The 25,775-nt window shown below is 37.7% G+C and carries 27 protein-coding genes; 14 read left to right on the forward strand and 13 right to left on the reverse strand.

Annotated elements, in window-relative coordinates; genetic code table 11:
- Positions 1-13: 13 nt before the first annotated feature.
- The 6 genes from hisH to AC1DDK_RS02570 all read left to right on the forward strand — a co-directional run bounded on the left by hisH (position 14) and on the right by AC1DDK_RS02570 (position 4,280).
- The gene (gene hisH / locus AC1DDK_RS02545; RefSeq protein ID WP_172660697.1) at positions 14-607 is read left to right on the forward strand and encodes an imidazole glycerol phosphate synthase subunit HisH; all 594 of its coding nucleotides are present in this window, start codon (positions 14-16) and stop codon (positions 605-607) included.
- 1 nt (position 608) lies between these two features.
- Positions 609-1,358: a 1-(5-phosphoribosyl)-5-[(5-phosphoribosylamino)methylideneamino]imidazole-4-carboxamide isomerase gene (gene hisA / locus AC1DDK_RS02550; protein WP_172660698.1), complete on the forward strand. Its 750-nt coding sequence runs from the start codon at positions 609-611 to the stop codon at positions 1,356-1,358.
- A gap of 3 nt (positions 1,359-1,361) precedes the next feature.
- The gene (gene hisF, locus AC1DDK_RS02555) at positions 1,362-2,117 is read left to right on the forward strand and encodes an imidazole glycerol phosphate synthase subunit HisF (protein WP_172660699.1); all 756 of its coding nucleotides are present in this window, start codon (positions 1,362-1,364) and stop codon (positions 2,115-2,117) included.
- 131 nt (positions 2,118-2,248) lie between these two features.
- Positions 2,249-2,839 carry a bifunctional phosphoribosyl-AMP cyclohydrolase/phosphoribosyl-ATP diphosphatase HisIE gene (gene hisIE, locus AC1DDK_RS02560; protein WP_172660700.1) on the forward strand — a complete coding sequence of 197 codons (591 nt, stop codon included), beginning with the start codon at positions 2,249-2,251 and terminating at the stop codon, positions 2,837-2,839.
- 4 nt (positions 2,840-2,843) lie between these two features.
- On the forward strand, positions 2,844-3,746 hold the full coding sequence (locus AC1DDK_RS02565) for a WD40 repeat domain-containing protein (protein WP_288880638.1): 903 nt from the start codon (positions 2,844-2,846) through the stop codon (positions 3,744-3,746).
- Positions 3,747-3,803: 57 nt separating this feature from the next.
- Positions 3,804-4,280, forward strand: coding sequence for an OsmC family protein (locus AC1DDK_RS02570; RefSeq protein ID WP_337715636.1), 477 nt, complete (start codon positions 3,804-3,806; stop codon positions 4,278-4,280).
- Between the two features lie 25 nt (positions 4,281-4,305).
- On the opposite strand, the gene AC1DDK_RS02575 is transcribed toward AC1DDK_RS02570, so the two are convergent.
- Positions 4,306-5,085 (reverse strand): C40 family peptidase, encoded by a 780-nt coding sequence (locus AC1DDK_RS02575; RefSeq protein WP_337715638.1) that lies wholly within the window; start codon positions 5,083-5,085, stop codon positions 4,306-4,308.
- Between the two features lie 82 nt (positions 5,086-5,167).
- On the opposite strand from AC1DDK_RS02575, the gene AC1DDK_RS02580 reads away from it, so the two are divergent.
- Entirely contained in the window at positions 5,168-5,623 is a 456-nt protein-coding gene (locus AC1DDK_RS02580) for a universal stress protein (protein ID WP_172660704.1), read from the forward strand.
- Positions 5,624-5,678: 55 nt separating this feature from the next.
- Here AC1DDK_RS02580 and AC1DDK_RS02585 read toward each other — a convergent pair whose 3' ends face one another.
- Positions 5,679-6,029, reverse strand: a complete 351-nt coding sequence (locus AC1DDK_RS02585; RefSeq protein ID WP_048904300.1) for a 4Fe-4S dicluster domain-containing protein — start codon at positions 6,027-6,029, stop codon at positions 5,679-5,681.
- Between the two features lie 77 nt (positions 6,030-6,106).
- On the opposite strand from AC1DDK_RS02585, the gene AC1DDK_RS02590 reads away from it, so the two are divergent.
- Complete coding sequence (locus tag AC1DDK_RS02590) at positions 6,107-7,126, forward strand: acyl-CoA reductase (protein WP_477633809.1); 1,020 nt, start codon at positions 6,107-6,109, stop codon at positions 7,124-7,126.
- 68 nt (positions 7,127-7,194) lie between these two features.
- Here the strand turns inward: AC1DDK_RS02590 and AC1DDK_RS02595 are convergent, their stop codons facing one another.
- From AC1DDK_RS02595 to AC1DDK_RS02610, 4 genes are read right to left on the reverse strand one after another with little or no spacing between them, the layout of a single operon-like run.
- On the reverse strand, positions 7,195-8,181 hold the full coding sequence (locus AC1DDK_RS02595) for a DUF5007 domain-containing protein (protein ID WP_172660706.1): 987 nt from the start codon (positions 8,179-8,181) through the stop codon (positions 7,195-7,197).
- 27 nt (positions 8,182-8,208) lie between these two features.
- Complete coding sequence (locus AC1DDK_RS02600) at positions 8,209-8,868, reverse strand: fasciclin domain-containing protein (RefSeq protein WP_172660707.1); 660 nt, start codon at positions 8,866-8,868, stop codon at positions 8,209-8,211.
- Positions 8,869-8,891: 23 nt separating this feature from the next.
- Positions 8,892-10,421, reverse strand: coding sequence for a RagB/SusD family nutrient uptake outer membrane protein (locus AC1DDK_RS02605; RefSeq protein WP_172660708.1), 1,530 nt, complete (start codon positions 10,419-10,421; stop codon positions 8,892-8,894).
- A 39-nt stretch (positions 10,422-10,460) separates the two neighbouring features.
- Complete coding sequence (locus tag AC1DDK_RS02610) at positions 10,461-13,622, reverse strand: SusC/RagA family TonB-linked outer membrane protein (RefSeq protein WP_477633810.1); 3,162 nt, start codon at positions 13,620-13,622, stop codon at positions 10,461-10,463.
- Between the two features lie 852 nt (positions 13,623-14,474).
- Between AC1DDK_RS02610 and AC1DDK_RS02615 the strand changes: the two genes are divergently transcribed.
- The 6 genes from AC1DDK_RS02615 (at position 14,475) to AC1DDK_RS02640 (ending at position 20,219) form a co-directional block, all read left to right on the forward strand.
- Complete coding sequence (locus AC1DDK_RS02615) at positions 14,475-16,394, forward strand: T9SS type B sorting domain-containing protein (RefSeq protein ID WP_337715640.1); 1,920 nt, start codon at positions 14,475-14,477, stop codon at positions 16,392-16,394.
- Between the two features lie 48 nt (positions 16,395-16,442).
- Positions 16,443-16,646: a hypothetical protein gene (locus AC1DDK_RS02620; protein WP_048904292.1), complete on the forward strand. Its 204-nt coding sequence runs from the start codon at positions 16,443-16,445 to the stop codon at positions 16,644-16,646.
- Positions 16,647-16,648: 2 nt separating this feature from the next.
- Entirely contained in the window at positions 16,649-17,332 is a 684-nt protein-coding gene (locus AC1DDK_RS02625) for a cell division ATP-binding protein FtsE (protein ID WP_048904291.1), read from the forward strand.
- 129 nt (positions 17,333-17,461) lie between these two features.
- Positions 17,462-18,061 carry a nucleotide exchange factor GrpE gene (locus AC1DDK_RS02630; protein ID WP_172660711.1) on the forward strand — a complete coding sequence of 200 codons (600 nt, stop codon included), beginning with the start codon at positions 17,462-17,464 and terminating at the stop codon, positions 18,059-18,061.
- Positions 18,062-18,065: 4 nt separating this feature from the next.
- Positions 18,066-19,229, forward strand: coding sequence for a molecular chaperone DnaJ (dnaJ, locus tag AC1DDK_RS02635; RefSeq protein WP_172660712.1), 1,164 nt, complete (start codon positions 18,066-18,068; stop codon positions 19,227-19,229).
- Between the two features lie 75 nt (positions 19,230-19,304).
- Positions 19,305-20,219, forward strand: a complete 915-nt coding sequence (locus AC1DDK_RS02640; protein WP_337715642.1) for a Ppx/GppA phosphatase family protein — start codon at positions 19,305-19,307, stop codon at positions 20,217-20,219.
- Here AC1DDK_RS02640 and AC1DDK_RS02645 read toward each other — a convergent pair.
- The 7 genes from AC1DDK_RS02645 to ccsA all read right to left on the reverse strand — a co-directional run bounded on the left by AC1DDK_RS02645 (position 20,208) and on the right by ccsA (position 25,773).
- The gene (locus tag AC1DDK_RS02645) at positions 20,208-20,777 is read right to left on the reverse strand and encodes a Maf family protein (RefSeq protein ID WP_172660714.1); all 570 of its coding nucleotides are present in this window, start codon (positions 20,775-20,777) and stop codon (positions 20,208-20,210) included. The genes AC1DDK_RS02640 and AC1DDK_RS02645 overlap by 12 nt on opposite strands.
- A gap of 69 nt (positions 20,778-20,846) precedes the next feature.
- Entirely contained in the window at positions 20,847-21,248 is a 402-nt protein-coding gene (locus AC1DDK_RS02650; protein WP_048904288.1) for a periplasmic heavy metal sensor, read from the reverse strand.
- A gap of 116 nt (positions 21,249-21,364) precedes the next feature.
- Positions 21,365-21,892 carry a KdsC family phosphatase gene (locus tag AC1DDK_RS02655; RefSeq protein WP_337715643.1) on the reverse strand — a complete coding sequence of 176 codons (528 nt, stop codon included), beginning with the start codon at positions 21,890-21,892 and terminating at the stop codon, positions 21,365-21,367.
- 6 nt (positions 21,893-21,898) lie between these two features.
- Positions 21,899-22,141, reverse strand: a complete 243-nt coding sequence (gene iscX / locus AC1DDK_RS02660; protein ID WP_048904286.1) for a Fe-S cluster assembly protein IscX — start codon at positions 22,139-22,141, stop codon at positions 21,899-21,901.
- Between the two features lie 26 nt (positions 22,142-22,167).
- A complete protein-coding gene (locus AC1DDK_RS02665) occupies positions 22,168-22,500 on the reverse strand; it encodes a 2Fe-2S iron-sulfur cluster-binding protein (protein WP_048904285.1) in 333 nt (110 codons plus the stop codon).
- A 40-nt stretch (positions 22,501-22,540) separates the two neighbouring features.
- On the reverse strand, positions 22,541-23,302 hold the full coding sequence (locus AC1DDK_RS02670) for a Rossmann-like and DUF2520 domain-containing protein (protein WP_172660717.1): 762 nt from the start codon (positions 23,300-23,302) through the stop codon (positions 22,541-22,543).
- Positions 23,302-25,773, reverse strand: a complete 2,472-nt coding sequence (gene ccsA, locus AC1DDK_RS02675; RefSeq protein WP_477633811.1) for a cytochrome c biogenesis protein CcsA — start codon at positions 25,771-25,773, stop codon at positions 23,302-23,304. The genes AC1DDK_RS02670 and ccsA overlap by 1 nt, the downstream gene beginning before the upstream one ends.
- Between the last annotated feature and the right edge of the window lie 2 nt (positions 25,774-25,775).

The following is a 25,775-nucleotide window of genomic DNA, read 5'->3' on the forward strand; positions in this document are numbered from 1 at the left end:
AAAGAATTGAATAATGATTGGAATAGTAAACTACGGCGCCGGCAACATCTTTTCCCTTACTTCTGCATTGGAAAGGTTAGCTATACCCTTCGGAATGGTAAACACAGAAACTGACCTGGACAAATACACCCACATCATTATTCCAGGTGTGGGACATGCCGGAGCAGCAATGAACAAACTGGAGCAAACAGGGCTTGTTGAGCCAATAAAGGCATTAAAAAAACCGGTACTTGGCATCTGCGTGGGCATGCAATTACTTACCGAACATTCGGAAGAAGGAAATGCCGACATGATGAATATAGTACCTGTTAAAACAAAACTATTCGATAAGAATCAAGGGATTAAAATCCCGCACATGGGTTGGAATAATATAGATCATAAAAACAATTCCTTGTTTGAAGGTGTTGAAAATCTGACACAATTTTACTTTGTGCATTCGTACTTTATTGAATATAACCCTACTTTTGATATCGCGACTGCAAATTATGGAAAACCATTTTCTGCAGCAGTGCAAAAGGATAATTTCTATGGCGTACAATTTCATCCAGAGAAATCTGGTATCGCCGGAGAGCGTTTATTAAAGAATTTTTCAAACTTAAAACAGTAAAATGTACATAATTCCCGCAATTGATATTCTAGATGGTAAGGTAGTTCGCCTTAGAGAAGGTGATTATAACCAAAAAACAGTATATGATGTTTCCATCGCTGAAATGATAGACACTTACCGGTCTAATGGTACAGAATTCATACATATTATTGATCTAAATGGAGCAAAAGGAGATTTCAGTAACCAGGCAGCGCTTTTTGACATCATTAGGAAAACCGACATGCGTGTTCAGTATGGAGGTGGTATCCGCACAATTAAGCAAGTTACAGATTTGCTTGACGCAGGTATTCATCGTGTTATTGTTGGCACACAGGCCATTACCAACCCTGATTTCTTAAAAGATCTTAGTGCTGAAGTAGGCAAAAAATATGACTATGCCAACCGTATTGTTATTGCTATTGACGTATTAGACGAAGTAATTAAATACTCAGGCTGGATGGAAAGTTCACCAATTAAGCTAATGGATTATGTTGACAAGTGCTTACAACTTGGCTTTTTCAGGTTCCTATGTACAGATATCAACAAAGATGGCAAACTAGGTGGCGCAGCCGTAGATTTGTATAAAAAACTATTGGAGCACTCTCCGTTTATAAAACTGATTGCATCGGGTGGTATCAGTTCAATGGCCGACATTGAAGAACTGGCAAACCTGGATATCCGTTCAGTAGTTGTTGGCAAGGCAATATATGAAAACAGGATTTCTATTGATGAAATTAAGCAATGGAATCTGAAGCAAATGACCTCTCTTTAACCGATGTTAAGCAAACGTATTATTCCATGCCTTGATGTTAAAGATGGGCGCACGGTTAAAGGTGTAAATTTTGTTGACCTTAAAGATGCCGGGGATCCGGTTGAACTTGCCTGGCAGTATGCGCAGCAAGGAGCTGATGAACTGGTGTTTTTAGACATTACCGCAACTCATGAAAGACGTGGTACCACGATAGAAATGGTGAAGTCGGTAGCCCGTCAGCTAAATATCCCGTTTACCATAGGTGGGGGTATAACTACCATTGCTGACGCTGAAGCACTATTGAATTCCGGTGCTGACAAGATCAGCATTAACTCTGCGGCAGTCAGAAACCCCTCGTTAATTGAGGATTTAGCTAAAGCATTTGGTGTTCAGTTTGTAGTGGTGGCTGTTGACACTAAACTGGTAGATGGCAAAAATATGGTTCACCTTAATGGCGGACGGTTGATTACTGAACTGGAAACAGAAGACTGGATTCTTAAGGCTGAAAGTTTGGGAGCAGGTGAAATTCTATTGACTTCAATGGATCACGACGGTACTAAAAATGGCTTTGATTGCTTATTACTTGATAAAATAGCACGATCTATCAACATCCCTGTAATTGCCTCGGGTGGCGCAGGGAAGGTTGAACACTTTACGGAGGTATTTTTAGAGACAGGTGTTGATGCTGCTTTGGCAGCCTCGGTTTTTCACTTTGGTGAGATTCCTATCCCCTATTTAAAAAGCGAATTAAAAAAACACAATATACCGGTAAGGTTGTAGCAAAATCTTGTAACTAAAGCGGCCGTCATCCTGAATTTATTTTAGGATCCCGCAAGAGAAAGATAAATAACATGGCCGGGATGCTGAGATAAATTCAGCATGACGAGATCGTGTAAAGAGTTAAAAACGATATGAACATAGATTTTGAAAAAACACAGGGTTTGGTACCTGTAATTATACAGGATGTACAAACCCTGGAAGTTTTAATGCTGGGTTATATGAACCAGGAAGCATGGGATAAAACACTTGCAGAGGGAAAAGTTACTTTCTTTTCGCGCAGTAAAAACAGACTATGGACTAAAGGTGAGGAAAGCGGAAACTTTCTTTTTGTAAAGGAAACGCATATAGATTGCGATAATGATACAATTTTAATAAAAGCTACGCCGGTAGGTCCTACTTGCCATACAGGTTCTCGTAGCTGCTTTAAAACTGACTACAACCAGAACTTTATATTTGAGCTGGAACAGATCATTGCCGATCGCTATGAAAACCCTTCTGAAGAATCTTATGTAAATAAGCTTCGTTCAAAAGGGCTCAATAAAATTGCACAAAAAGTTGGTGAAGAAGGTGTTGAAACTGTTATAGCTGCACTGGCCGAAACTGATGTGGATTTCGTTAACGAAAGCTCCGACCTGATCTTTCATTTATTGGTTTTACTTAGAGAAAAGGGCAAAACCCTGGCAGATATCGGCTTAAATCTAAAAGGTCGACATAGCAAATAATTATATGTTAAAGCACTTACATACACTTAGCGGTCATCAAAACCCAATTTATGCACTTGCAAGTCCTGCTGCAAAAGAAGGCTTCTTCTTTAGCGCAGGCAATGATAAAGGCGTAGTAGAATGGTCATTAAAAACAATGACCTTTGTTAAGGTTCTGGTGCCCGTACAAAGCTCCGTATATGCTTTACATAGTTATAAAGATTTACTCTTTATAGCACAAAGAAGTGGGTTAATTCTTGTATTTGACATAAAGCTTGAGAAAACCATTGCTACTTTAAGTCATCACCAAAAGGGAGTATTCGATCTAAAAACCATTGCTTATAAAAACGAACTTTTAAGTACCGGAGAAGATGGAACAGTGGCTGTATGGTCGCTCAGTGATTTCTCATTGCTATATAATTTCCCTGTTTTACACAATACAGTTCGTACCATTGCGATAAGCAATTCAGAAGAAGAAGTTGCTTTTGGTTGTAAAGATGGAATTATCAGAGTTTACAATTCTTTGGATTATAGCTTAAAGATTGAGTTGAGCAGTCATAAACTCCCAATCACTTCATTGCAATATGCTCCGAATGGAGCATCTTTAATTTCGGGTGGCCGTGATGCACAATTAAAGGTATGGAACTTACCAAACTATGAATTGGCAAATAACATAGCAGCACATATGTTCAGTGTATACACTATCGCCTTCCACCCTACTCAGCCTTATTTTGCTACCTGCAGTCAGGACAAGAGCATTAAGCTATGGGGAGCCAATGATTTCAAACTATATAAGATCCTTAGTTTAGAAAAAAATACGGAGGGCCATTTCCATTCTATTAACAAACTCATCTGGAGTTCAGATGGTAAATACCTGATCTCTACAGGCGATGACCGACAGGTAATGGTTTGGGAGTTTAATTCTTAAAGTATACTATTTTTTTAAGGAAAGTTTGTTTAAATTGGAGGCTACTAAGTATAAGTTATGGCCAAAGAACATCTATATCAAACKAGTTTAACATGGACAGGTAATAAAGGTTCAGGAACAATGGACTACCGGTCTTACGAAAGAAGTTATATCATATCAATAGACCATAAAGCGGATATCCAGGGATCATCAGATTCGGCATTTTTAGGGGATAAAACCAAACACAATCCAGAAGATTTGTTGGTTTCATCATTATCATCATGCCACATGCTTTGGTTTTTACATCTATGCTCTCAAAATGAGATCATAGTATTGGATTATACCGACAATGCCGTAGGAAAAATGGCCGAAGAACCTAGTGGAAGCGGTCATTTTACCGAAGTTATTTTAAACCCTGTGGTGGTAATTAACAATGAGGACCACATAGAAAAAGCGAATTCATTACACGAACAGGCAAACAAGATGTGCTTTATTGCTAATTCTTGCAATTTCCCCGTATCCCACAACCCTAAATGTATAGTAGAAAAGGGTTAAATTGATCGAGCTTAACTTAGAATCGTTAAGTTAATCGCTTAATGATTCTAAGCTTATGAGAATATCTTCCTAATTCAGCATTGTAAATACCCTGATTATCCATTGGATCTATCCTGACTTTACCTGAAGCGTGAATTATATCAGTTGCATTTAACATAATACCAACATGAATAATGCGACCATCTTCATTATCGAAGAAAGCTACATCCCCTGGTTTAACTTCAGGCAAAAAATCAACTGTGGTACCTTGTTCTGCCTGCTGCCATGCATCTCTGTTTAACTGTATCCCGTTTAGTTTAAAAACGATCTGCACAAATCCGGAACAATCCATTCCAAACAAATTTTTGCCCCCCCATAAATAAGGAACGTTTTGAAAGAAAAGTGCCGTATTTATAACATCGATTTGGTCCGAAGGAGGAACTACTGTTGGACTAAATAAAACCTTGTACTTTTCAGTGCCTATACTGCAATAACCATTATTAAACGAAGGAAGATTACTACCTGGAGAGATATAATATTTACTGCCCTGCTCATCTGTTATTACATTCCCTATTTCGGCCGGGGCCAGGTATTTGCAACTATGATTACTTACGAACTCTTCTAACGATACTTCTGTTAACTGCTTAAAGTCTAACCAACCCTCATATCCATCGAAAGCATTGCGTACTTGCCACCACTTTTCATTTCGTTGCAGTATCTCCACATGATCTCCAAAAAGCAATTGAGATGCAATTTCAGCTCTGTCTGATGGTTCAGATCTTAAGGGTGCAACTGCCACCCTACATATTCCATAGTATTGTTCCATAGCATAAAATCAATGGTATAAATGTAAACTTTTGCACAGTTATTTTGTTATTTTTATAGTATAAACCTTAATCTATAAGACGATGAACCTCAAAAAAATTTTAATTGCTGTTGATAATAGTACTTGTTCAGAAAAAGCAGCAAAAGTTGGTTATGAAGTAGCGAAGACGTTTGGCGCAGAGGTTGCACTTGTCAACATTATAGAACCCGTGCCTGCGAACATCAGCCCTGACTTAACACTGGCCCCTGTTTTTCTGGAAACTTACGACAACAGTGAAGAAAACAGTCATTTATTATTAAAAGAAATTGAAACTAAATTTAGTCATGGCATAGCTACCACCTATTTAAGCGTGGTTGATAGTGCTGCGCACGGGATTATACAGCAATCTGATGAGTACGGTTCTGATCTTATTGTAATTGGTACTTACGGCCGAACAGGTTTATATCATTTTTTAATGGGAAGTGTTGCTGAGCACGTAGCTAGAAAATCTGCATGTCCCGTTTTAATTGTTCCAAACAAGTATGAAGAAAAAGCTTAAATAAAAAAGGACACCCTTTGGGTGTCCTGTATAAATTTGATTATAAAAGCTAAAACTAGTTCTCTTGGTGTAACCAAGCTTTTTTAGCCAATAATTCTTCTTCTGTTTCGCGAACATCCTCGTCATCAACGCAGCAATCTACCGGACAAACCGCAGCACATTGAGGTTCATCATGAAAGCCTTTACATTCTGTACACTTATCTGAAACAATATAATAGACCTCATCAGAGGCTGCATCCTGTGCAGCTTCAGCATCTATTTGTTTGTCGCCAAAGTCGATAATACCATTTAAGTTAGTACCATCAGAAAATCTCCAGGCAGTGCCTGCATCGTAAATTGCATTATTTGGGCATTCAGGCTCACATGCTCCGCAGTTAATACATTCGTCTGTTATTTTAATAGCCATGTCTTCGTGTAAATCTATTGCTAAGGGTTACCTTTGCATTGCAAATATAACACTTAAACTTTAAAATTGTTGGAAATATGCCAATCCTTACTACGGAAAAACTAATTATTGCTTTAAAAAAACTTAGTGACTATATAGCCAATCCCGATCAGGGATTCAAAAACCTGATTTTAGCGGCTCAAAACAGCAATGCCTGGTTTACTATAGATGAGGTTGAAAGATCATTAAATGCTTTGCATAAAATGCTTAACCAACAAGATCTGGAAACCTGGTTCAGAAATATTACGATTAATAAAAACCCTAAAAAAGTTGGACTAATATTGGCAGGAAACATCCCTCTTGTAGGTTTTCATGATGTATTATCTGTTTTGGCAACCGGAAACATAGCGCTTATTAAGCTCTCATCATCTGACGATAAATTGCTGCCTGCCCTACTCGCTCAGCTAATTATTATTGAGCCTCAACTGGCAGATCATATTGTTTATGTTGAACGTTTAAAAGATTTTGATGCTGTGATTGCTACCGGCAGTAATAACACTTCAAGATATTTTGATTTTTATTTTGGTAAGGTCCCAAATATCATTCGAAAAAACAGGAATAGTGTTGCAGTCTTAAACGGACAAGAAAAGCCTTCTGAAATCGCATCACTTGGTCATGATGTATTTGATTACTTTGGGTTAGGTTGCAGAAATGTTTCTAAACTATTTATCCCGGAGGATTATAGTATCAAAGAGTTCTTTGAACCAATAGAACATTTCAAAGAAATTATTAATCATTTCAAATACAACAACAATTACGATTATAACAAATCTATTTACCTGGTAAATATGGCTGAGCACTACGATAACGGTTTCCTATTGTTAAAAGAAGATTCAGGAATGTMATCGCCATTAGCTGTATTGTATTATGAGCGTTATAAAAACATCGATGATGTTGCAACTAAGCTAAGGGCAGAAGAAGAAAATATTCAATGTGTAGTAAGTAACATCCCTTTTGAACTAAAAACCGCTGTATTATCATTCGGAGAAAGTCAGGTTCCAAAACTATGGGATTATGCAGATAATGTTGATACCATAGCATTCCTTAAAACGATATAAAAAACCCGGCATACTTAACATATAAACGATATATTAAGTATGCCGGGTTTTGCTTTTGATACAACCTATTATTTGTGTATTACGCCATTTAATTTAATGGTTATTAAATAGGTACCCAGTTGCTTAATCTGGAATCCAAATCTTGGATTGATACTAAATGTGGTTCCAGGAGGATGATTTGCCGGGAATGTAGTTAACGACGCAAACTTACTTGGTATTCTGTAGTACATTAGAAAATCTCCATATCCGCTAATTCTCTTTATCGGGAAAGGCGTAATCTCAAAATTACAAACCATCGAAGTATCTGTATACGTTACAGGGTTAAATTTCGCATAAGATTCAAACGTCGGCCTATCTCCTCTTTTGATGATCTCTCCTGTCTTAGGGTTAAATGGAACTCCATTTTGATCCACAATCTTTACAATTGCATTTGTACCCTGGTCACTGATTTTTTCAATGATCATTTCTGGATTAGCAGACAATGCGCCATTGTCAGTCGCAACTCCATTATCATTAAACCAGCTTGCTGCTATTGCATAAGGCTTAAACAATTCCGGATCTCTAAAATGAATTTCGCCAATGTTTTTAAACACCTTTGTCCCGCTCTCATTACTTACCTCTACGTCAAATTCATATTCAGATCTTGCTGGCAAAAATGCGGTTCCTGCATTAAACAGAAATTGTCCGCTAGGCAAAAACTCAAAAGGAGGCAGCATTTTCTTCTCTCTTTTCGCATTTACCTGCGCAATGGTAGTATCTACGTCCGGATCAATTGGCTGTTTGTAAACATAAACCTCATGTTCTGCATAAAATTCCTCAGCTTTTTGGCTTGTTCCTTTTTTTCTTACTTCCAGTAACTTAACTAAAACAGGAAGCGTTGACCCATCTAAATTTAGTGAGCTTGTTACTACTTTTACATTACCCTGTTCAATTGAAAAGGGGCTGTCTTTATAATACATTGTTTCTCCAATAAAACCTACAGGGATCTTTTTACAACCCACCCAGGCTAAACTTGCGCATACAATTAGTATTAGTGCATATCTTATAATTTTCATTTCGTTCAATTTAATTGAGTAAAAGATTTACCAGTAAAATTTGTGGGTATTATTTAATACGTGGAGTACCCCGTTGGTAGTCAAAATCCCTGAGGTCTGAACCAGCTCTATTATATCCCTGTCCTCATCCAGATAATCATCAGGAATTGGATTCGGGTCCAGACCATTCCTGATCTTGGTTAGATAAAGATACTGTGGTCTAGTGGTTACAAGCCCGGTATAGCTATCAACTTGTTTTAGTAAAATAGAAAAATCCTCGCCAGACAGACTCTTGAAAACTTTATTTTCTAAAGAAAGCTGCTCACGATTAATCTTACCGGTAAAAAGATGAGATCTTAGTGAATCTCTTAGCTCCGGAACAGGCAAACTATCCAACGTATACTTGATATTCTCATCCTGATACTTCTGTTGAATAATTAGTGTTCTTCTTGCCAGAAGTGCTTTAATTGAATAATCTGTAGGAGCAAAAAAGGTATTATTCCCGTTGATTTCATCTTTCAATCCAGCCTTATCAATAAGAACTACCAGGGTATCAAATAGAGGTTTGGTTTTAAGAAAATCATAAGTCGTCATATTTACATGTGGATCATGTAAATCGCCTCCGATGATATAGTCGTTCTTTTTACAGGCGGTAAATGCAACACAAAAAGCGACTAGAGTTAAAATGTATGATAATTTAATTTTCATGATATTTAATTTAAGTGACCAGGTTATCTTAATTTTCCGATCCAGTATTTATTTTGTGTCAATTGTTTATTATCAACAAATAATCCTCTGTTAATAGGCCATTTCCAACCTTCCTCATCGTATCTTGATTGAGGGAAGCGACTAGCATCAAGATAGTCAACCACCATCTTGTTTCGCACCATATCGTACCAGGTATGGCCTTCACAAAACAATTCGCGGAAAGTCTCATCAAATATTTCATATCTAAGATCTTCTCCACTTCCGGCATAATTCTCAAGATTAGACCTTCTTTTAACTTCATTTAAATCTGTGAGTGCCTGACCATCTTTATTTAGTAATGCATTACACTCTGCCCTTAACAACAACATTTCTGCTAATCGGAAAATGCTGATATTACAATCTATTACCGCACCTGTCTGGGCATTAGGATCTTTAAAAGTTAAATTCTGTTTGTTTTTACCAATGTATTTTGTGAGAATCATATCTTCAGGTTTAGACCTGTCGAAATAATAGTTATATCTCGCATCCGAATCATCAGCAAAAATTGCATTAACCATCTCCCTATCAAAAATGGTTGATTTAGACTGTCCTGGTATGTAAGGAATGCCTAGGGTATAATTATAAAAACCGCTTTCCTGATACTCGCCCTGACCGAAACTTGTATTGATCTCAAAGATGCCTTCTGATGATTTACCTTTAAATAATCTGGCAAAATTTGAAGCTGGCTCCAGCATGTACTTCCCAGAAGCGGTTATAGAATCTATTGCTGCAACCGCATTATTTAATAATCCTTGGTCAGCATCTTTAGTTACAAAATACTTCCATCTATTTAAATGAGCCATTAGCGCAAAAGCAGCACCTTTATCAGCCCTTACTATCTCCTCGTTACTGGTTTTCCAATTTAAAAGTTTAACTGCTTTATTCATGTCCACAACACAAGAATCTAAAACTGTAACCTCTGAGGTACGCGCAATATTCTTAGACGATACAGGATCCGGGTCAAACTGAAGTACCAACGGCAAATCTCCCCATATACGAACCATATAAAAATAGGTGTAGGCACGAATAAAATAAGCCTCTCCAATAATCTTCCTTTTATCAGCAGGTGTCTTAAATACATTATCAGGCATTTTACCTACTTTTTCGATTACGGTATTTGCTTGTGTTATTGTTTTATAAAAGGGAGTCCAGGTTTGGAAATCATCCAGATAATCACCTCTAAAATCATTAACATTTAATCCTGTTCCATAATACTGGTCTCCTTTAACAAGGAAATTTAATGCATAATCACCTCCCTCGGTAAAAACTCCCGCGGTAAAATCGCCAAACACAAAATTTGACATACCTTGTCCGCCAAGAGTAAGCGACTTACGCAATAAGGAATAGGCCCCCATTAAGCCAGAAGTTGCATCATCCTGAGTTTTCCAATACACTCCTTCATATACCGAACCTTCAGGTTTTAAGTCTAATAATTTTTTGCAGGAAAATAGTCCTGTGCAAAGCATTCCTCCTAAAAGAAAAATACTTAATGCTCTATATTTTGATAAAATCATGATCTATGTTCTAATTATTAATTATTTATTTAAAGCCGCTTAAAAAGATGCCTGAATACCAAAGGTGAATTTTCTAGGTACCGGATAACTATCTCCTGTATATATTCCCAGCTCATTCACTGCTTCAACATCCGGTAATGTTGATTTCTGGAAAGAGTAAACATTATCTATGATGGTATAAACCTGCAAGCGTTTCATTTTTAATTTTTCCAGCAACTTGGTCGGAACATTATAAGCTAAATTGATGTATTTAATTTTCGCATAAGATCCATCTTCCATATAGGCTGAAGAGAAATTATTAAACTGATAATAATAATCACCGTAAGGATTTAAGTCGGCGTAGGTAGCCTTATCGCCCGGTTTACGCCATATAGGCAATTTATCCAGATTGATAAGCCCAGTGTTTGGGAAGCTTCCAAGTTGTTTATATTGATCAAGTAAACTTGAGATATAAGTGTTATACACCTCTCTGCCTAATAAGAAGGTTGTAAAAACTTCAAGAGAGAAATTTTTATAAGTAAAGGTATTGCTTAAACCACCTGTAATTCTTGGATTCGGATTACCAACCCTTACTTTATCAAAATGATCCCATACATCATAGTCAAAGTTTTGATCTATCCATCTGTATGAGCCAGGTTTTGCAGTCTGCGATCCGTTCCAATAAGTAATCAGATCTCCAGTGCGCGGATCAAAAGGGATTTCATTTTTATCTGTATATACCCCTGCCGATTTAACCAGGAAATATTCATAAATAGGACGCCCTTTTGTAAGTATAAAAGTAGTACCTGTATTACCATCTGTAACCATAATGTCTCTATTACCATTAGGCAACGACATGATTTGATTTTTGTTGAATGACATTACCAATCTTGGATTCCATTGAAATTTGCTCTCAGGACTGAATACTCTTCCTGTAACATTTAAATCAACCCCTAAATTCCTAACATCAACAGCATTAGTTCTAACTTTATCATACCCGCTGGTAACCGGCATAATCAAATCGAAAATAAGGTCTGATGTACCACGGTTATAAGCATCAACAGATATGTTTAATCTGCTTTTAAATAATTCTGCATCAATACCAATATTCGATTGGATTGATCTTTCCCATGTTAAATTATCTTGTGTAATAGATCCGGGATTATAAGTTACCGAGTTTACACCATTGTAGGTATTTGTAGCGGCAGAGCCTTGATACCCTGCACCACCATTTCCGGTAATGTATGAGTTAAATGGCGCATAGTAATCGGCCGGTAAGTTACCTGAAACACCATAACTACCTCTTATTTTCAGTAATGACACCCAATTCTCTGCTGATTTCATAAACGGCTCGTCAGATATTACCCAACCTGCCGAAACAGAAGGAAAGTGGGCCCACCTGTAATTCTTACCAAAACGAGATGAGGCATCGGCACGGAAACTAACAGAGAAGAGATACTTATCTTTATAATCATAACTTGCTCTTCCGAAAAACGACAGCATTCCTGAAGCTTCGCGTTTAGACCCCGTTATCATATTACCGTATGGATCACTATACGCATATTCATTAATACCCTGAACAGTAGAAATTACATTATTCCCTTTTCCAATCCCCCCAATCCCTGTATATTCTCTTGTCAGGTAGTTTATCGTATTTCCACCCAGTACGGTAATGTGGTGGTCATTATTCACCGAAGTAGTATACGAAAGAAGGTTGTCTATATTAAAGTTATCAAAGTTCGATCTAGACGATTGAGCATAAAAATTACCCTCCGCATCCAAAATACTTGGCCTAAAGATGTCTCTGCCGCCTTTGCTTGATTGCAACGATCCTTGTGTTTGAAAATGAAACTTTTTACTGATATCGTAATTTAGTGTTATACTAGACGTAATATCATCATTGATATTCTTATCCTTAACCTGATCCAGCACACCTGTAAAGTTTTGCATATCCACATCACTTATATATAACAGTGAAGTTGGAAACGTCCCTGCATTTATTGGAAGAGGGTTTTCCCAAGGTGCTTGTCCACGTCCTCTGGCGCGGTCTCCCCTCGACAATCTAAATAATGCATCAAGTTTAAGACGCTCTGAAAGCTTAACTCCCATTGATCCCGACATGGTATAACGTTTAAAACCTGTTCCTTTAATAATACCACCCTCGTTGTAGTAGTTACCACTAAAGCGATAATTCATAGTCTCTGAGCCACCAGATGCAGAAGCATCATAATTTTGAATGATACCTGTGCGATAAAATATTCCCTGCCAATCGTTCGCATTATTAAATGCAGGATTTAAACTATCGGTTAGTATCATAGGATATAGCCCCTGTTGCTCATGGCTGGCGTACTTGTTCAAATAATCCATTTTATACCTGCGCTCCTGAGCACCTGTGATGTACTCTTGCATCTCACCTTGTTTAGAAACACCGGTATACGCACTTACATTAATCTCAGGTTTACCAGACTTACCACGCTTAGTTTTAACAACTACTACTCCGTTTGCACCTCTTGATCCATAGATTGATGCGGCTGCAGCATCTTTTAAAACATCAATGGATTCTATATCATTAGGATTTATTCCTGCAATGAAGTTGGTTCCTGTTAAATCTCCAAATGAGGTTACATCCTCACTTGAAATAGGAATTCCATCTATCACAAATAATGGGCTGCTTAAGGCAYGTGCTGCATTTACTGCTCTTCCGATTGATGAATTACCACGTACAACAAATGTTGGTGTACCACCGGGCTCACCTGAGAATGCCTGAACATTTAGTCCCGCCACCCTACCTTGCAAGAGTTTATCAAATGTTGGAGATGGTAAATTTTCAATGTCTTTAGCTTTTACTGTAGATACTGCTGCAGTAGTTTTTTTCCTTGATACTTCCTGGTATCCAATTACGACTACATCTTTAAGCGCATTTGCAGAAGGAGCCAATTGAACATTGACCTCAGTTTGCCCGGCAATGTTTACATCCTTGGCATTATATCCTATATATGAAAAATGAAGAACACCATCTGCAGGTGCATCAATTGTAAATTTTCCATTTCCATCTGTACTAACCCCCTTAGAGGTTCCTTTTAATGTAACGGACACTCCTGGAAGAGGACCACCGTCGTCTGATCCTTTAACTGTTCCGCTAATCTTTTTTTGTGCGAATGCAATTACAGAAAACAGTAGCAACAGGCAGGTCAAGAGTTGCTTCTTGTAAAAATTATTCATAAACATTTTTTTAGTTTAAAATCAAATAGTTGAATTCAATGAAGAGCGATTTTCTTTCAATCTGTTAAGTGGCTGGACTATTCCTGGATAGCCATATTCACCAATTGCAGTTAGGTGACTTGATTTTTCATGGGTTGGTTAGTTGTTAGTTTAAGTTAGTTTGTTAATACAATTAAGGCATAGGAATTCCCCGGCTATATTTATTGTAAATAGCTAATTGAGGTTTACCTAATTCCCTCGTTTAAAATTATATATGGTTATTTGTTGTTCTGGTTTGATGCCCTAAATCAAATCCTGGTTAATGGTTAATAATTAATTCTCAAGCTTTTATGTGCTAAAAATATTATTGCTGTTTTAGTTGATAGCCCTAATCTAGTGTTATTGAAATGTCATTTAACAATCTTTAACAACGCAACCGTTTGCATTAACCAAATAAGATTATACATAGTCCTCATATCAAGATATAAGTCTTAAACAATATTGGAAATAATTTAACTATAAAGACATATTCATTCACAATTCATTACATATGCAAATGATAGGAAAACCAAATAAGTTAGATATATCAATAATTCAACACAAACGGTTGCTTTAGATAAAAAATGTTACTTTACGGTATTTAAGACGGTTTTTAGCAATACGTCCATTCTTGTGCTCTTTCGTTAAAAAAACACCTCAAACAACTAACAATAAGGCACTTAACTAAAACAATAATTTTAGCCCATTATAATTTGTCTTCTATGTTATTATGGTAGACGGCATAAGTAAGATTCAGACGGGTACATTAGGTATAGCAAGGCTGTTTAAAATACAGAGAATAAGCAGTATATTGTATTAGCTTAAATAACTGTATTGACCTGGGGATATACAAAACTTACCGCATTGTTTTTACTGCTCACCTTTAGTGCTGCAAAGGTGAAGGCACAGGTATGTACCGGCTCTTTAGGAGATCCGGTAGTGAACATAGATTTTGGAAGAGGAAGTGCGGATGCTGGCCCCGATCCTGGCTTTAGCAGTTATACCTATGTAAGCGACAGAAATGTACGGGACGGCACCTATACTATTGCAAAAACAACTATTGGCATGAACAGGAATTGGTATGCAGTAACCAATCATACCCCTGATGATGTAGACGGCTATATGATGGTTGTAAATGCAGACCGCAATCCTGGTATTTTTTATGAATCAGATGTACAGATTAATCTCTGTCCAAATACCAAATACGAATTTGCTGCATGGCTACTGAACATGCTTGACTATTCCGGCTTAAAGCCAAATATCACATTTGTAGTATTAGATATGAATGATATAGAATTAGGTAGTTATAACACTGGTGACATTCCGGATCAAGACCGTAATTGGAGGCAATATGGGTTCATTTTTCAAACCACAACTTCAACACGCGTGAAAATCAGAATGATCAATAATGTTTTTAATGTAAATGATGCTGGTGGAAATGATATCGTGATAGATGACATCACATTCAGAGCCTGCGGACCAGATATTAAAGCTGGAATAGGCACTAGTTTTAATCGAGTTCAAGATATTTGTGAAGGGACCACCACAACCTTAAATCTGTCGGCTCAAACAGTGGGTTCGGGAACCCTCCGGTACCAGTGGCAAAAAGACAATGGTGGCAGCTGGGCTGATATTCCCGGGGCTACAAATCCTTCAAGTTATAATGAGTCATTTACTAATGCGATTCCTGGATTGTACAATTACAGATTAACTGCAGCTGAACCAGGAAATTTTAATTCTCCTAATTGCCGAACAGTATCCCCTATCTTAACCGTTAAAGTAAACTCGCCCCCAATGGTAAACGCAATAAGCAATGGGCCTGTATGTATAGGAGATGCCATAATGTTTGATGTAAGTACAGACGGTACCTACGAATGGCGAAGGCCCAATGGAACTTTATTTTCGACAGAAAAATCGCCTGTAATTCTAGATGCTACAGCAAGTATGTCTGGCTCCTATACCCTTACCGTAAAAAGTCTGGGATGTGAGGTTACTTCCGCAATAAATGTGAACGTTATTCCTCCACCAATTCCGGTTGTAGACAATCCGGCACCCCAGATTTGTGAGGGAACTAGTGTACAACTGAATGCTTCAGGGGGTACAAGCTACTCCTGGTCGCCGACAATTGGGCTTTCAGATCCAAATGTTGCGAATCCCATCGCTTCGCCAACTGTAACTACATTATATACAGTTCAAGTAAAAAGTGGTACGTGTTACAGGGAGGCCCAGGTAAATGTAATTGTTAACAAAGTACCAGCTGCTGATGCGGGTCCTGATAAAAAAATATTAAGTGGATATGATGTCAAACTAAACGGAAGTGTGTCAGGAGATGGAGTAAGGTATTTCTGGACACCGAATACTGATATTGATGATAAAAATTCCCTTACTCCCAGGGTATCGCCTAAAGAGGATACAGACTATATCCTGCACGCAGAATCGACTATGGGCTGTGTAACCGCTCTGGACACGGTATTTGTTAAGGTCTATAACGGACTTACAGTTCCAAATGCTTTTAGTCCAAATGGCGACAATATTAATGATGCGTGGAATATCACCGCTATAGATGCTCTGGATGCCCCTGTGGTAAAAGTCATGAATCGTTATGGAACCCTCATCTTTGAAAGTACCGGCTATGAAAAGCCCTGGGATGGGAAGTACAGAAATGAGGATGTTCCTGTTGGTGTTTATTACTACATCATCGATCTGAAAAATGGCATGAAACCAGTTACCGGATCGCTTACCTTGATTAGATAAATACATCACATGCCTTAATTCTCAATTTGAAATACTATTTTTGACCTAATGTATGTTATTAAAGTAAAAGGCATTGCCAAGATCCCTGATTACGTACAATTAAGGGATGATAAATTTACCTTATTGGCCTACTTTAGGGTAGACAGGCCTGATAAATCGCTTGAAAAATTGGGCTTAGGTGATAAATTGCCCTACATTATGAATTTTGTAAATGATTTGCCCTTTGGACAAATTGCTAAAATAGATATTTAAAAATGACAGGAAACGCAGTTATAAATCTAAAGAATGTAGATGTATTTCAACAAAAACATCTGGTCTTATCAGATGTAAATTTAAATGTTGATAAAGGAGAGTTCGTTTTTTTAATTGGCCAAACCGGTTCCGGGAAAAGCAGTTTACTTAAAATCATTTACGGAGATCTTCATATCGGTAATGGCGACGGACAAATTGCTGGCTTCGATTTAAAAAACCTGGCCATTAAAGATGTACCCTATTTACGCAGAAAATTAGGAATTGTATTCCAGGATTTTCAACTGCTTACCGACAGAACAATTGAAAAAAATCTTGAGTTCGTATTAAAAGCTACAGGTTGGAAAGATCAAGCCTTAATTGAAGAACGTATAAAAGATGTTCTTGAAAAGGTAGGCTTACGATCAAAGATCAGAAAAATGCCGCATGAGCTTTCGGGCGGCGAGCAGCAACGCGTTGTAATTGCACGTGCATTATTAAATAACCCAGAAATAATACTTGCTGATGAACCTACAGGGAACTTAGACCCTGATACATCAGAAGAAATAGTAATGTTGCTTAAACAGATTAGTCAGAGTGGAACTGCCGTACTTATGGCTACCCACGATTATCATATTATAAGAACTTTCCCTTCAAGAATTATCAAATGTGAAGGTGGAATTGTGCATGAAGATGCACAAATTGTTTAACCGCCAAAATCTGACAAAACATTCCTTTTCAGTCATTCGCGTCAGTTTATTTTAAATAAAACTGACACCATGACTGATATATTTCATTGGCAAAACTTTTGAGTTTACAATCAAAAATTCTACTATACCATGTTTAGCAAGAAGAAAAAGAACGATAACACAGATCCAATTGTGAAAAATAACGCTGAAGAGCAGATGAATAATACCGAAGATCAAATAAATACTGAAGAAGTAACTGCAGAAAATCCAGTTACGGAAACCGAAGTTGTGCCAGAGCTTTCTGCCGAAGAAAAATTACAACAAGAGAATGCAGCTTTAAACGATAAATATCTACGCTTGTTTGCCGAGTTTGACAATTTCAAACGTCGTACCCAAAAAGAGCGTAGTGAGCTTTTACAAACTGCGGGAAAAGATGTAATAGTTTCACTGTTACCTGTTTTAGACGATTTTGATCGTGCCACCAAGGCCATAGAAACTGCTACTGATATAAATCCAATCCGTGAAGGCGTTGCGTTAGTACATAGCAAGCTAAAAAGCATTTTAGCTCAAAAAGGTTTAAAAGAAATGGAAAGCATCAACAATGTTTTTGATACTGATAACCATGAGGCTATTACTAAAATACCTGCCCCAAATGAAGAGTTAAAAGGAAAAGTAATTGATGAATTAGAGAAAGGCTACACTTTAAATGATAAAGTGATTCGCTTTGCTAAAGTTGTAGTGGGTAGTTAATATTATGAGTAAGAGAGATTTTTATGATGTACTTGGTGTAACCAAAAGCGCATCTGCCGAAGAAATTAAAAAGGCTTATCGCAAACTAGCCATCAAATTTCACCCTGATAAAAACCCTGGGGATAAGGCTGCCGAAGACAACTTTAAAGAGGCTGCCGAGGCCTATGAAGTTTTAAGCAATCCGGAAAAGAAACAACGTTATGACCATTATGGGCATGCTGGCGTTGGCGGAGCTTCTAGCGGTGGATATGGCGGTGGCGGCATGAACATGGAAGATATCTTCAGTCAATTCGGGGATATTTTTGGTGGTGGTGGCAGTCCTTTCGAAAGTTTCTTTGGAGGCGGCGGTCAGCAGTCGCGCGGCGGCCGACGTGTAGCTAAAGGAACTAACCTGCGCATCAAAGTAAAACTCACTCTTGAGGAAATTGCCAACGGTACAGAGAAAAAAATCAAAGTAAATAAGCAGATTAGCTGTAAAACATGTGACGGAACAGGAGCTAAAGATCGCTCATCGGTAAGTACATGTAAAACCTGTGGTGGAAGCGGTGCAGTTCGCAGAGTGACCAACACAATTCTTGGTCAGATGCAAACTACCTCTACCTGCCCTACTTGTAATGGTAGCGGACAACAGATCACGGCTAAATGTACATCATGCCATGGTGAGGGTATAGTTCGTGGCGAGGAAACAATTACAATCAATATCCCAGCTGGTGTAAGTGACGGTATGCAATTAAGCATGAGCGGAAAAGGTAATGCAGCACCTAGCGGCGGTATCCCCGGAGATCTGATCATCCTGATTGAAGAAATACCTCATGAAACTTTAAAACGCGAAGGCAATAATGTAGTTTATGATTTACACGTTTCTATCATTGATGCTGCATTAGGCTATAGTGCCGAGGTTCCAACCATTGATGGTAAAGCAAAAATCAAAATTGAACCAGGTACCCAAAGCGGAAAATTATTACGCTTAAAGGGTAAAGGTATTCCTGAAATCAATTCATATCACAGAGGCGATGAGATTATCCATGTAAATATATGGACTCCAAAAGCGCTAAGTTCTGAAGAAAGAAGCATGCTTGAGAAATTAAGAGACTCTCCTAATTTTAAGCCACAACCTGGTAAGCACGATAAGAGTTTCTTCGAAAAAATGAAAGAATATTTCGAATAATAATTAAATAGTTTTTAGAAAGCCGTCCAGTAGGATGGCTTTTTTTTTGCACTTTTACCATCAAATAAACCTTTAATGAAAGCCGCAGTTATTGATCTTGGTACAAATACCTTCCACCTGATAATAGCAGAAATATCTGCTACAAACGTCCAGATAATCTATAAAACAAACGTACCCGTTAGGCTTGGTCAGGGACGCATTAACGAAAACATCATTATACCCGAAGCATTTGAACGAGGAATTGAAACCTTAAAAAACTTTAAACAGAAAATTGACAAGTACCAGGTTCAGCAAACACTGGCAATTGCTACCTCCGCAGTAAGGAGCGCAGCCAATGGAATTGATTTTGTTGAATCTGCAAAGAAAAACGCAGACATCATTATAGATGTTATTGATGGTGATAAAGAAGCTGAATACATCTATAAAGGAGTAAAAGCCACAGGTACAATCAATGGAACATCATTGATTATGGATATCGGCGGAGGAAGCACCGAATTCATTATCTGTAATGATAAAGAACTGCTGTGGAAGAAAAGCTATAACATAGGTGCAGCCAGATTAATGCAGGCTTATTTCCATTCAGATCCAATTAATGAGCTGGATAAATCAGCTATTATTAACCATCTGAACAATGAGCTCACAGATTTAAAAGAAGCTTGTATATTACATAAACCTGATCATTTGATTGGTTCTGCCGGCGCTTTTGAAACCTTTGCCAGTATGATTTTAAAAGAAACACATATAGAAAACATAAAATCTGCGCCTATAGAATTTACTGCTTACAATAGCCTTTCAGAAAAACTAATTACGTCTACCCATGCAGCACGCCAAAACATGCCTGATCTAATAAAATTAAGGGTTGATATGATTGTGATTGCCGCAATTCTTACCAATCACATTTTATCACTGTCTGAGATTAAACAGATCAGTTTGTCCACTTACGATTTAAAAATGGGCGTTCTATATTCGCTATCAGAATTAAAATCCTGACAAAGCTTTATATAACTTTTCAGTTGGCAAACCCATTACATTTGTATAAGAACCAATAATCTTATCGACAGCTACAAGGCCTATCCAATCCTGAATACCATAAGCACCGGCTTTATCAAAAGGATTAAAATTGGCAATATAAAAATCAATCTGTTCTGCTGTAAGTGGATTAAAAAACACTTCAGTAACATCGTAAAAAGAATGCATTTTATCCCCATAAGCAATGCTCACACCAGTGTATACCTGATGGTTTGTACCAGACAGTTTGGTTAGCATTTCAGTAGCATGAGTTACATCCTCAGGTTTACCCAATATTTCATTATTATAGGCAACAATAGTATCTGCAGTAATCACTATGTTTTCATGGCTATCATCTGCAAAAGCTGCTGCCTTCTTTTCGGCAATATAAACCGCAATTTCGGCCGGGAGCAAATCTTTCGGATAGCTTTCATCAACTTCCTTCAAAACTACTTTAAAATCAAGGTTCATCGATTTCATCAATTCTTGTCTTCGTGGAGATTTTGAGGCGAGTATTATTGGAAGTGTCTGCTTATACATAATTAAAATTTGCTCAAAAATAACAAAAGCGGCCATATGCCGCTTCTATTATTTTAAATGTTTTAATGATTATTGACCTCCGCCATTACCATCTTGTCTTTTTTTCATTGCTTCTTTTCTCTCTTCTTTCCAGGTAGTGTAAGCTTTTTTCTGGTCGTCGTTTAACAAAGCATTAATTTTAGTATCGCTTTCCTCGTTAGATTTCACCATTGCAGCCCGCATTGCGTCTCTATCTCCTGCCGCATCTTCACGCAATTTTTTCATCCCCTCGGCTTGTTCCAGGTAAATGGCAGAAACTTTGGTTTGCTGATCTGCCGTAAGACTAAGCTTTTTAGTCAACATTTCGGTATTTCTTTTTGCTCTCTCTTCAGGTGTTCCTCCTCTACGACCACCTTGACCCTGACCCTGTTGCGCTTGTGCAAATGTTATTACACTAAATAACAATCCGCAGATAATCAATAATTTTTTCATACTCTTTTACAATTTTTAATAGTTATAAAGCTTTTAGCTTCGGTTTTGTAAGAGATTGGAGTATGAACAGTGGAATAGGTTTAATCTAACAGAAGTAACATAATTGTTGCAGGCTGCTACTTTCCCGAATCGGCTGCAGAAGGGTTCTCATCGAACCATTTTTGCTGTACTTTAAGCACCTTTTCAATAATATCCCGAACTGCAGTTTTACCTCCTGAATATGGAGAAATATATTCAGAAATTGCTTTTATTTCGGGCACAGCATCTGAAGGGCACGTTGGCAGCCCTACCAGTTGCATCACTTTAAGATCGGGAATATCATCCCCCATATACAATATTTCGTCGGCCGTAATGTTATGCTTAGCCAAAAGAGAATTAAATACATCTACTTTATCTGAAACACCAAGGAATACTTCCGCAATACCTAAACCTTCAAAACGTCTTTGCATTGCCAAACCCCGCCCTCCGGAGATGATACAAATAAGGTAACCCCTTTTCACGGCCAGCTGTAAAGCATAACCGTCTTTAATGTTAAATGTGCGCAGAAACTCCCCACTGTCTGATGCAATAATATCACCATTTGTGAGCACACCATCCACATCAAAAATAAGGGTGGTAATGTTTTTAAGTTTCTGCAGGAACATATCTTACTAATCCTGGTTATCTCTCCATTCGTAAACCCAGGCCGACTGGATTTGCTCCAAATGACCTTCACTGCTTTCTTCTCTGGTCCCTTTAAAATTAGGTAATTCCAATACCCATTCTATTAACTCAGTGAATCTGATACGGTATATTTTGGCTTCATTAAAATCATCACCAAATTTCTCATATAACTCCTGGGCTATATCCTCATGGTCATTCCAGTATATTGGTAAAGCAAATTTATCTTGCATGTCTTTGTATAATTTATTGATTTATATTAGTGACCTAAAAATTCTGATTGATCAGGGATTGTTACTTCTATGTCTCCATCTATAACAACACACTGGCAACCTAATCTTGAAGTAATTCTAGGACGAACAGCTCTGTCAATAAAATCTTCTTCTTTATCAGAAATTTCCTGGATATTATCCATTCCCTTTAGTACGTAAACATGACATGTACTGCAGCCGCATACTCCACCACAGTTATGCTGTAATTCTATTCCGTGATCTAAACAAGCATCAAGAACCGATTCTCCACTTACAATAGGTAATTCAAGAGGTTCTTTTCCTTGTTCTTCAAAATTTATCTTTAATTTAAAAATACTCATAATTGTGTTCAAAAATAAGCACGAAAAACGGCATTTATAACTATAAATGTGTTTTTTTAATGCTTTTACTTAAAGTTTGATAGATTTCTTTTAATTCAGGCATACCATTCAGTAAAACCTGATGTTTAATCATAGTTTGCTCATCATCCCGAACGGCAGGTCCGGTTTGTACATTTATAGGCAGTTCAGTCTGTACTTTTAATGCCGTCTCCATTATTAATGGCTTAAGCATCTCAAAGTCGAGCTCAAAATGTTCCACTATCTTATCACTCAATGTGTAAAGATGGTTAACAAAATTACAGGCAAAAACTGCCGCCAAATGCAATATTTTCCTTTTCTCGCTATCCACTTCATAAACAGGCGAAGAAAGCATATCCGCGACACTTCTTAAGACCTCCAAAGTATGTACATTGCTTGCCTCAATACATAATGGAACGTTAGCAAAATCAATTGGCTTGGCTTTAGAAAAAGTTTGCAGAGGATATAAAACACCGTAATTTTTCAATGCCGACAAGGCATCTATTGATGTAGCTCCCGAGGTATGAACTACCAATCCATTTATTTCTCTTAAGCTATCAGATACTGATGCAATGGCATCATCTTTCACCGCAACAATGTATAAATCAGCCGAACGGTCAATTTCATCCAGATTTGAGATAGCTACAGAGTTTGTGTTCTTTGCCAGCTCAGAGGCGTTCGCCAAATCACGGCTCCATATCTGAATCAGATCTACACCCTTTGCTTTTAGCGCATTAGCCAAATGCGTTGCCACATTACCAGAACCAATACAGACTACTTTCATTAAACAGCTTTAACTTCTTTTTGTCTCCTGAAAATGGATAGTAAAAATCCTGCAACCATCACTATTGTACCAATCCAATATAAATTGATGTAAGGGAACTCAATAGATTTAAAAACAACCCAGTCCTTCGCCTGCTGAGGTTTTTCAAAAACCTGCAATTCTACTTTGCCTTGATCAGGAATTACTTTTGTAAACCTAACCCTTAACCCTAAATCATCAATATTACGGGCAAAGTCAAATACGTTATTTCCTTTAACCAAAAAGATAGGTTCAGTTTTATATATTTTACCATTAACGTCAACCTCAATTGGCATACCTACAGCTAAATCCTTAGGACCAATTACTAAATCTTTTGCCTGCGGTTTTGGATTTAGTGCTTTAACAGTAAGTACCCCACTACTTGTATGTAAAGTATCACCAACGCTAACTGTCACAATTCTAGGAGCCTTATAGTTTTCTTCTTCACTATGTCCTTCATGGTCTCCATGCTCCTTGTCTTCTTTCAAAGGAGCGCTGGTAACGTGAGTATAAATATCGTAGGTTAAGTAATGTTTAGTGTCAGGTGAAGCAATAAGCCCCATTTTCTCGTTCGACTGAATATGAGGATTTACTTCGAAATCTTCTTTTACTTTGCCAGTACTTTCATCATAAACTTTAAAGTTCAATTTGTAAAAAGTATTTGGAGCAACGGTAGTATCGCTGATATAGGTAACGGTGTACTTACCCATTTTCTTTGGCTCATTTTTGTAGAGAACAATGTTCTCTCCGGGTTTCTCAGCCTTCTCGAAATCTTTAACCGGAATAAAGTTAGATGCATTTAAAGAGATTGGTTTGTTAGTAGCGGCAGCTACCAAAGCGCCAAGCAACAACAAAGCAAAACCAATGTGTGCAACGGCCGCACCTACCAATTTCCGCTTACCTCCAAAACCTTGTCCCAGAATCTTCGCGTTAGACATAACTGCAAAAACACAGCTAAAGGTTAAAAGTATATACATCAGGTTATGATATACATTGGTGATATAAACAAAACCAGCAGTAATTACAATTGAGAAAACCACAGTAGCCGCAAGACTGCTGTAGAATTTACGGATATCAGTTCTCTTGTACTTCATGAACTGGGTGAATCCAGATATGACCGTTACTAAAATAGCAAACGGAGCCTGCCATTGGTTGTAGTACTTAATGGCATCTATAGGAGGTGCAAAGTTAGTTCCAAATGCTGCGTTAAACACAGGTACTGAAGTAGAGAAAATTACCTGAATACAAGCTACAGTAATTACTAGTGCACCTATAAACATCCAGAATTCTCTTGAATAAGTTTCTTCGTCTTTATTGGTAATTGGCAACTCTTTCCATCTTACAATCAGTAAAATTACAGGTAAGGCCAAAAAGACAACATTGTATAATATAAGGTGCCCAAACATACCCAGATCTGTAAATGAGTGGACAGATGTTTCGCCCAAAATACCACTTCTGGTAAGAAATGAAGCATATAATACCAATACAAAGCTGAGGAAGATCAATACAATTGCAGTAAAGAATGCATGCCCTGTATTTTTAAAGGCAATCATTACGTGTACACCCGCTATGAGGGTTAACCAGGGAATAATAGAAGCATTTTCTACAGGATCCCAGGCCCAGAAACCGCCAAAATTAAGTGCTTCATATGCCCAAAATGATCCCATAATGATACCCGTCCCCAAAATCATTACGGCAAACAATGCCCATGGCATTGCTGGTTTTACCCATTCTTTATATTTCTTTTGCCATAGCCCCGCAATTCCATAAGCAAATGGCACAACCATGCTGGCAAAGCCTAAAAACAAAGTCGGTGGGTGGATAACCATCCAATAATTTTGAAGTAGCGGATTTAATCCGCGTCCGTCGGTTATAAATTTAAGGTAGTTTTTAAAGTTTTCAGGATCAGCAAATACAACTGGCGCCATCTCCTTAAGGTTTAAAGCATCTCTTAAAAGGATGAAGGGAGAGCTACCTATTCTTTCGCCAAAGATTTCAACACCTAATAACATTGAAGTTAAAAATGCTTGCGAGAACGCTACAATGGTCATTACGCCAGTTTCCCAGGTTCTGGCCTTCCACATTAATATTACGCCCAGTAATGATTGCCAAAACGCCCATAACCAGAAACTTCCCTCTTGCCCTTCCCAAAATGCTGACACAATATAATATACAGGCAGCTCTTTCGAAGAGTGTGAATAAACGTAAYAGTATTCGTTGTAATGATTTAATATTAGAAAAAAAAGTGTAGCTCCGATGCCTATTACACTAAACCAGTTTATTAGAAATGAGATGCGTCCGATGCGTTTCCATGATTGATCTGCAAGATCCTTATTTTGGGTAGCAAAAAAATAAGAGATGGCTGATAGTAACGACGCAGCGAATGCTAAAACAATAAAGAATTGCCCGACTTTACCCGGAAGGAGGTTCTCTCCAATAAATTGTATATCCATTA

Source organism: Pedobacter sp. 05T44 (genome assembly GCF_056395985.1).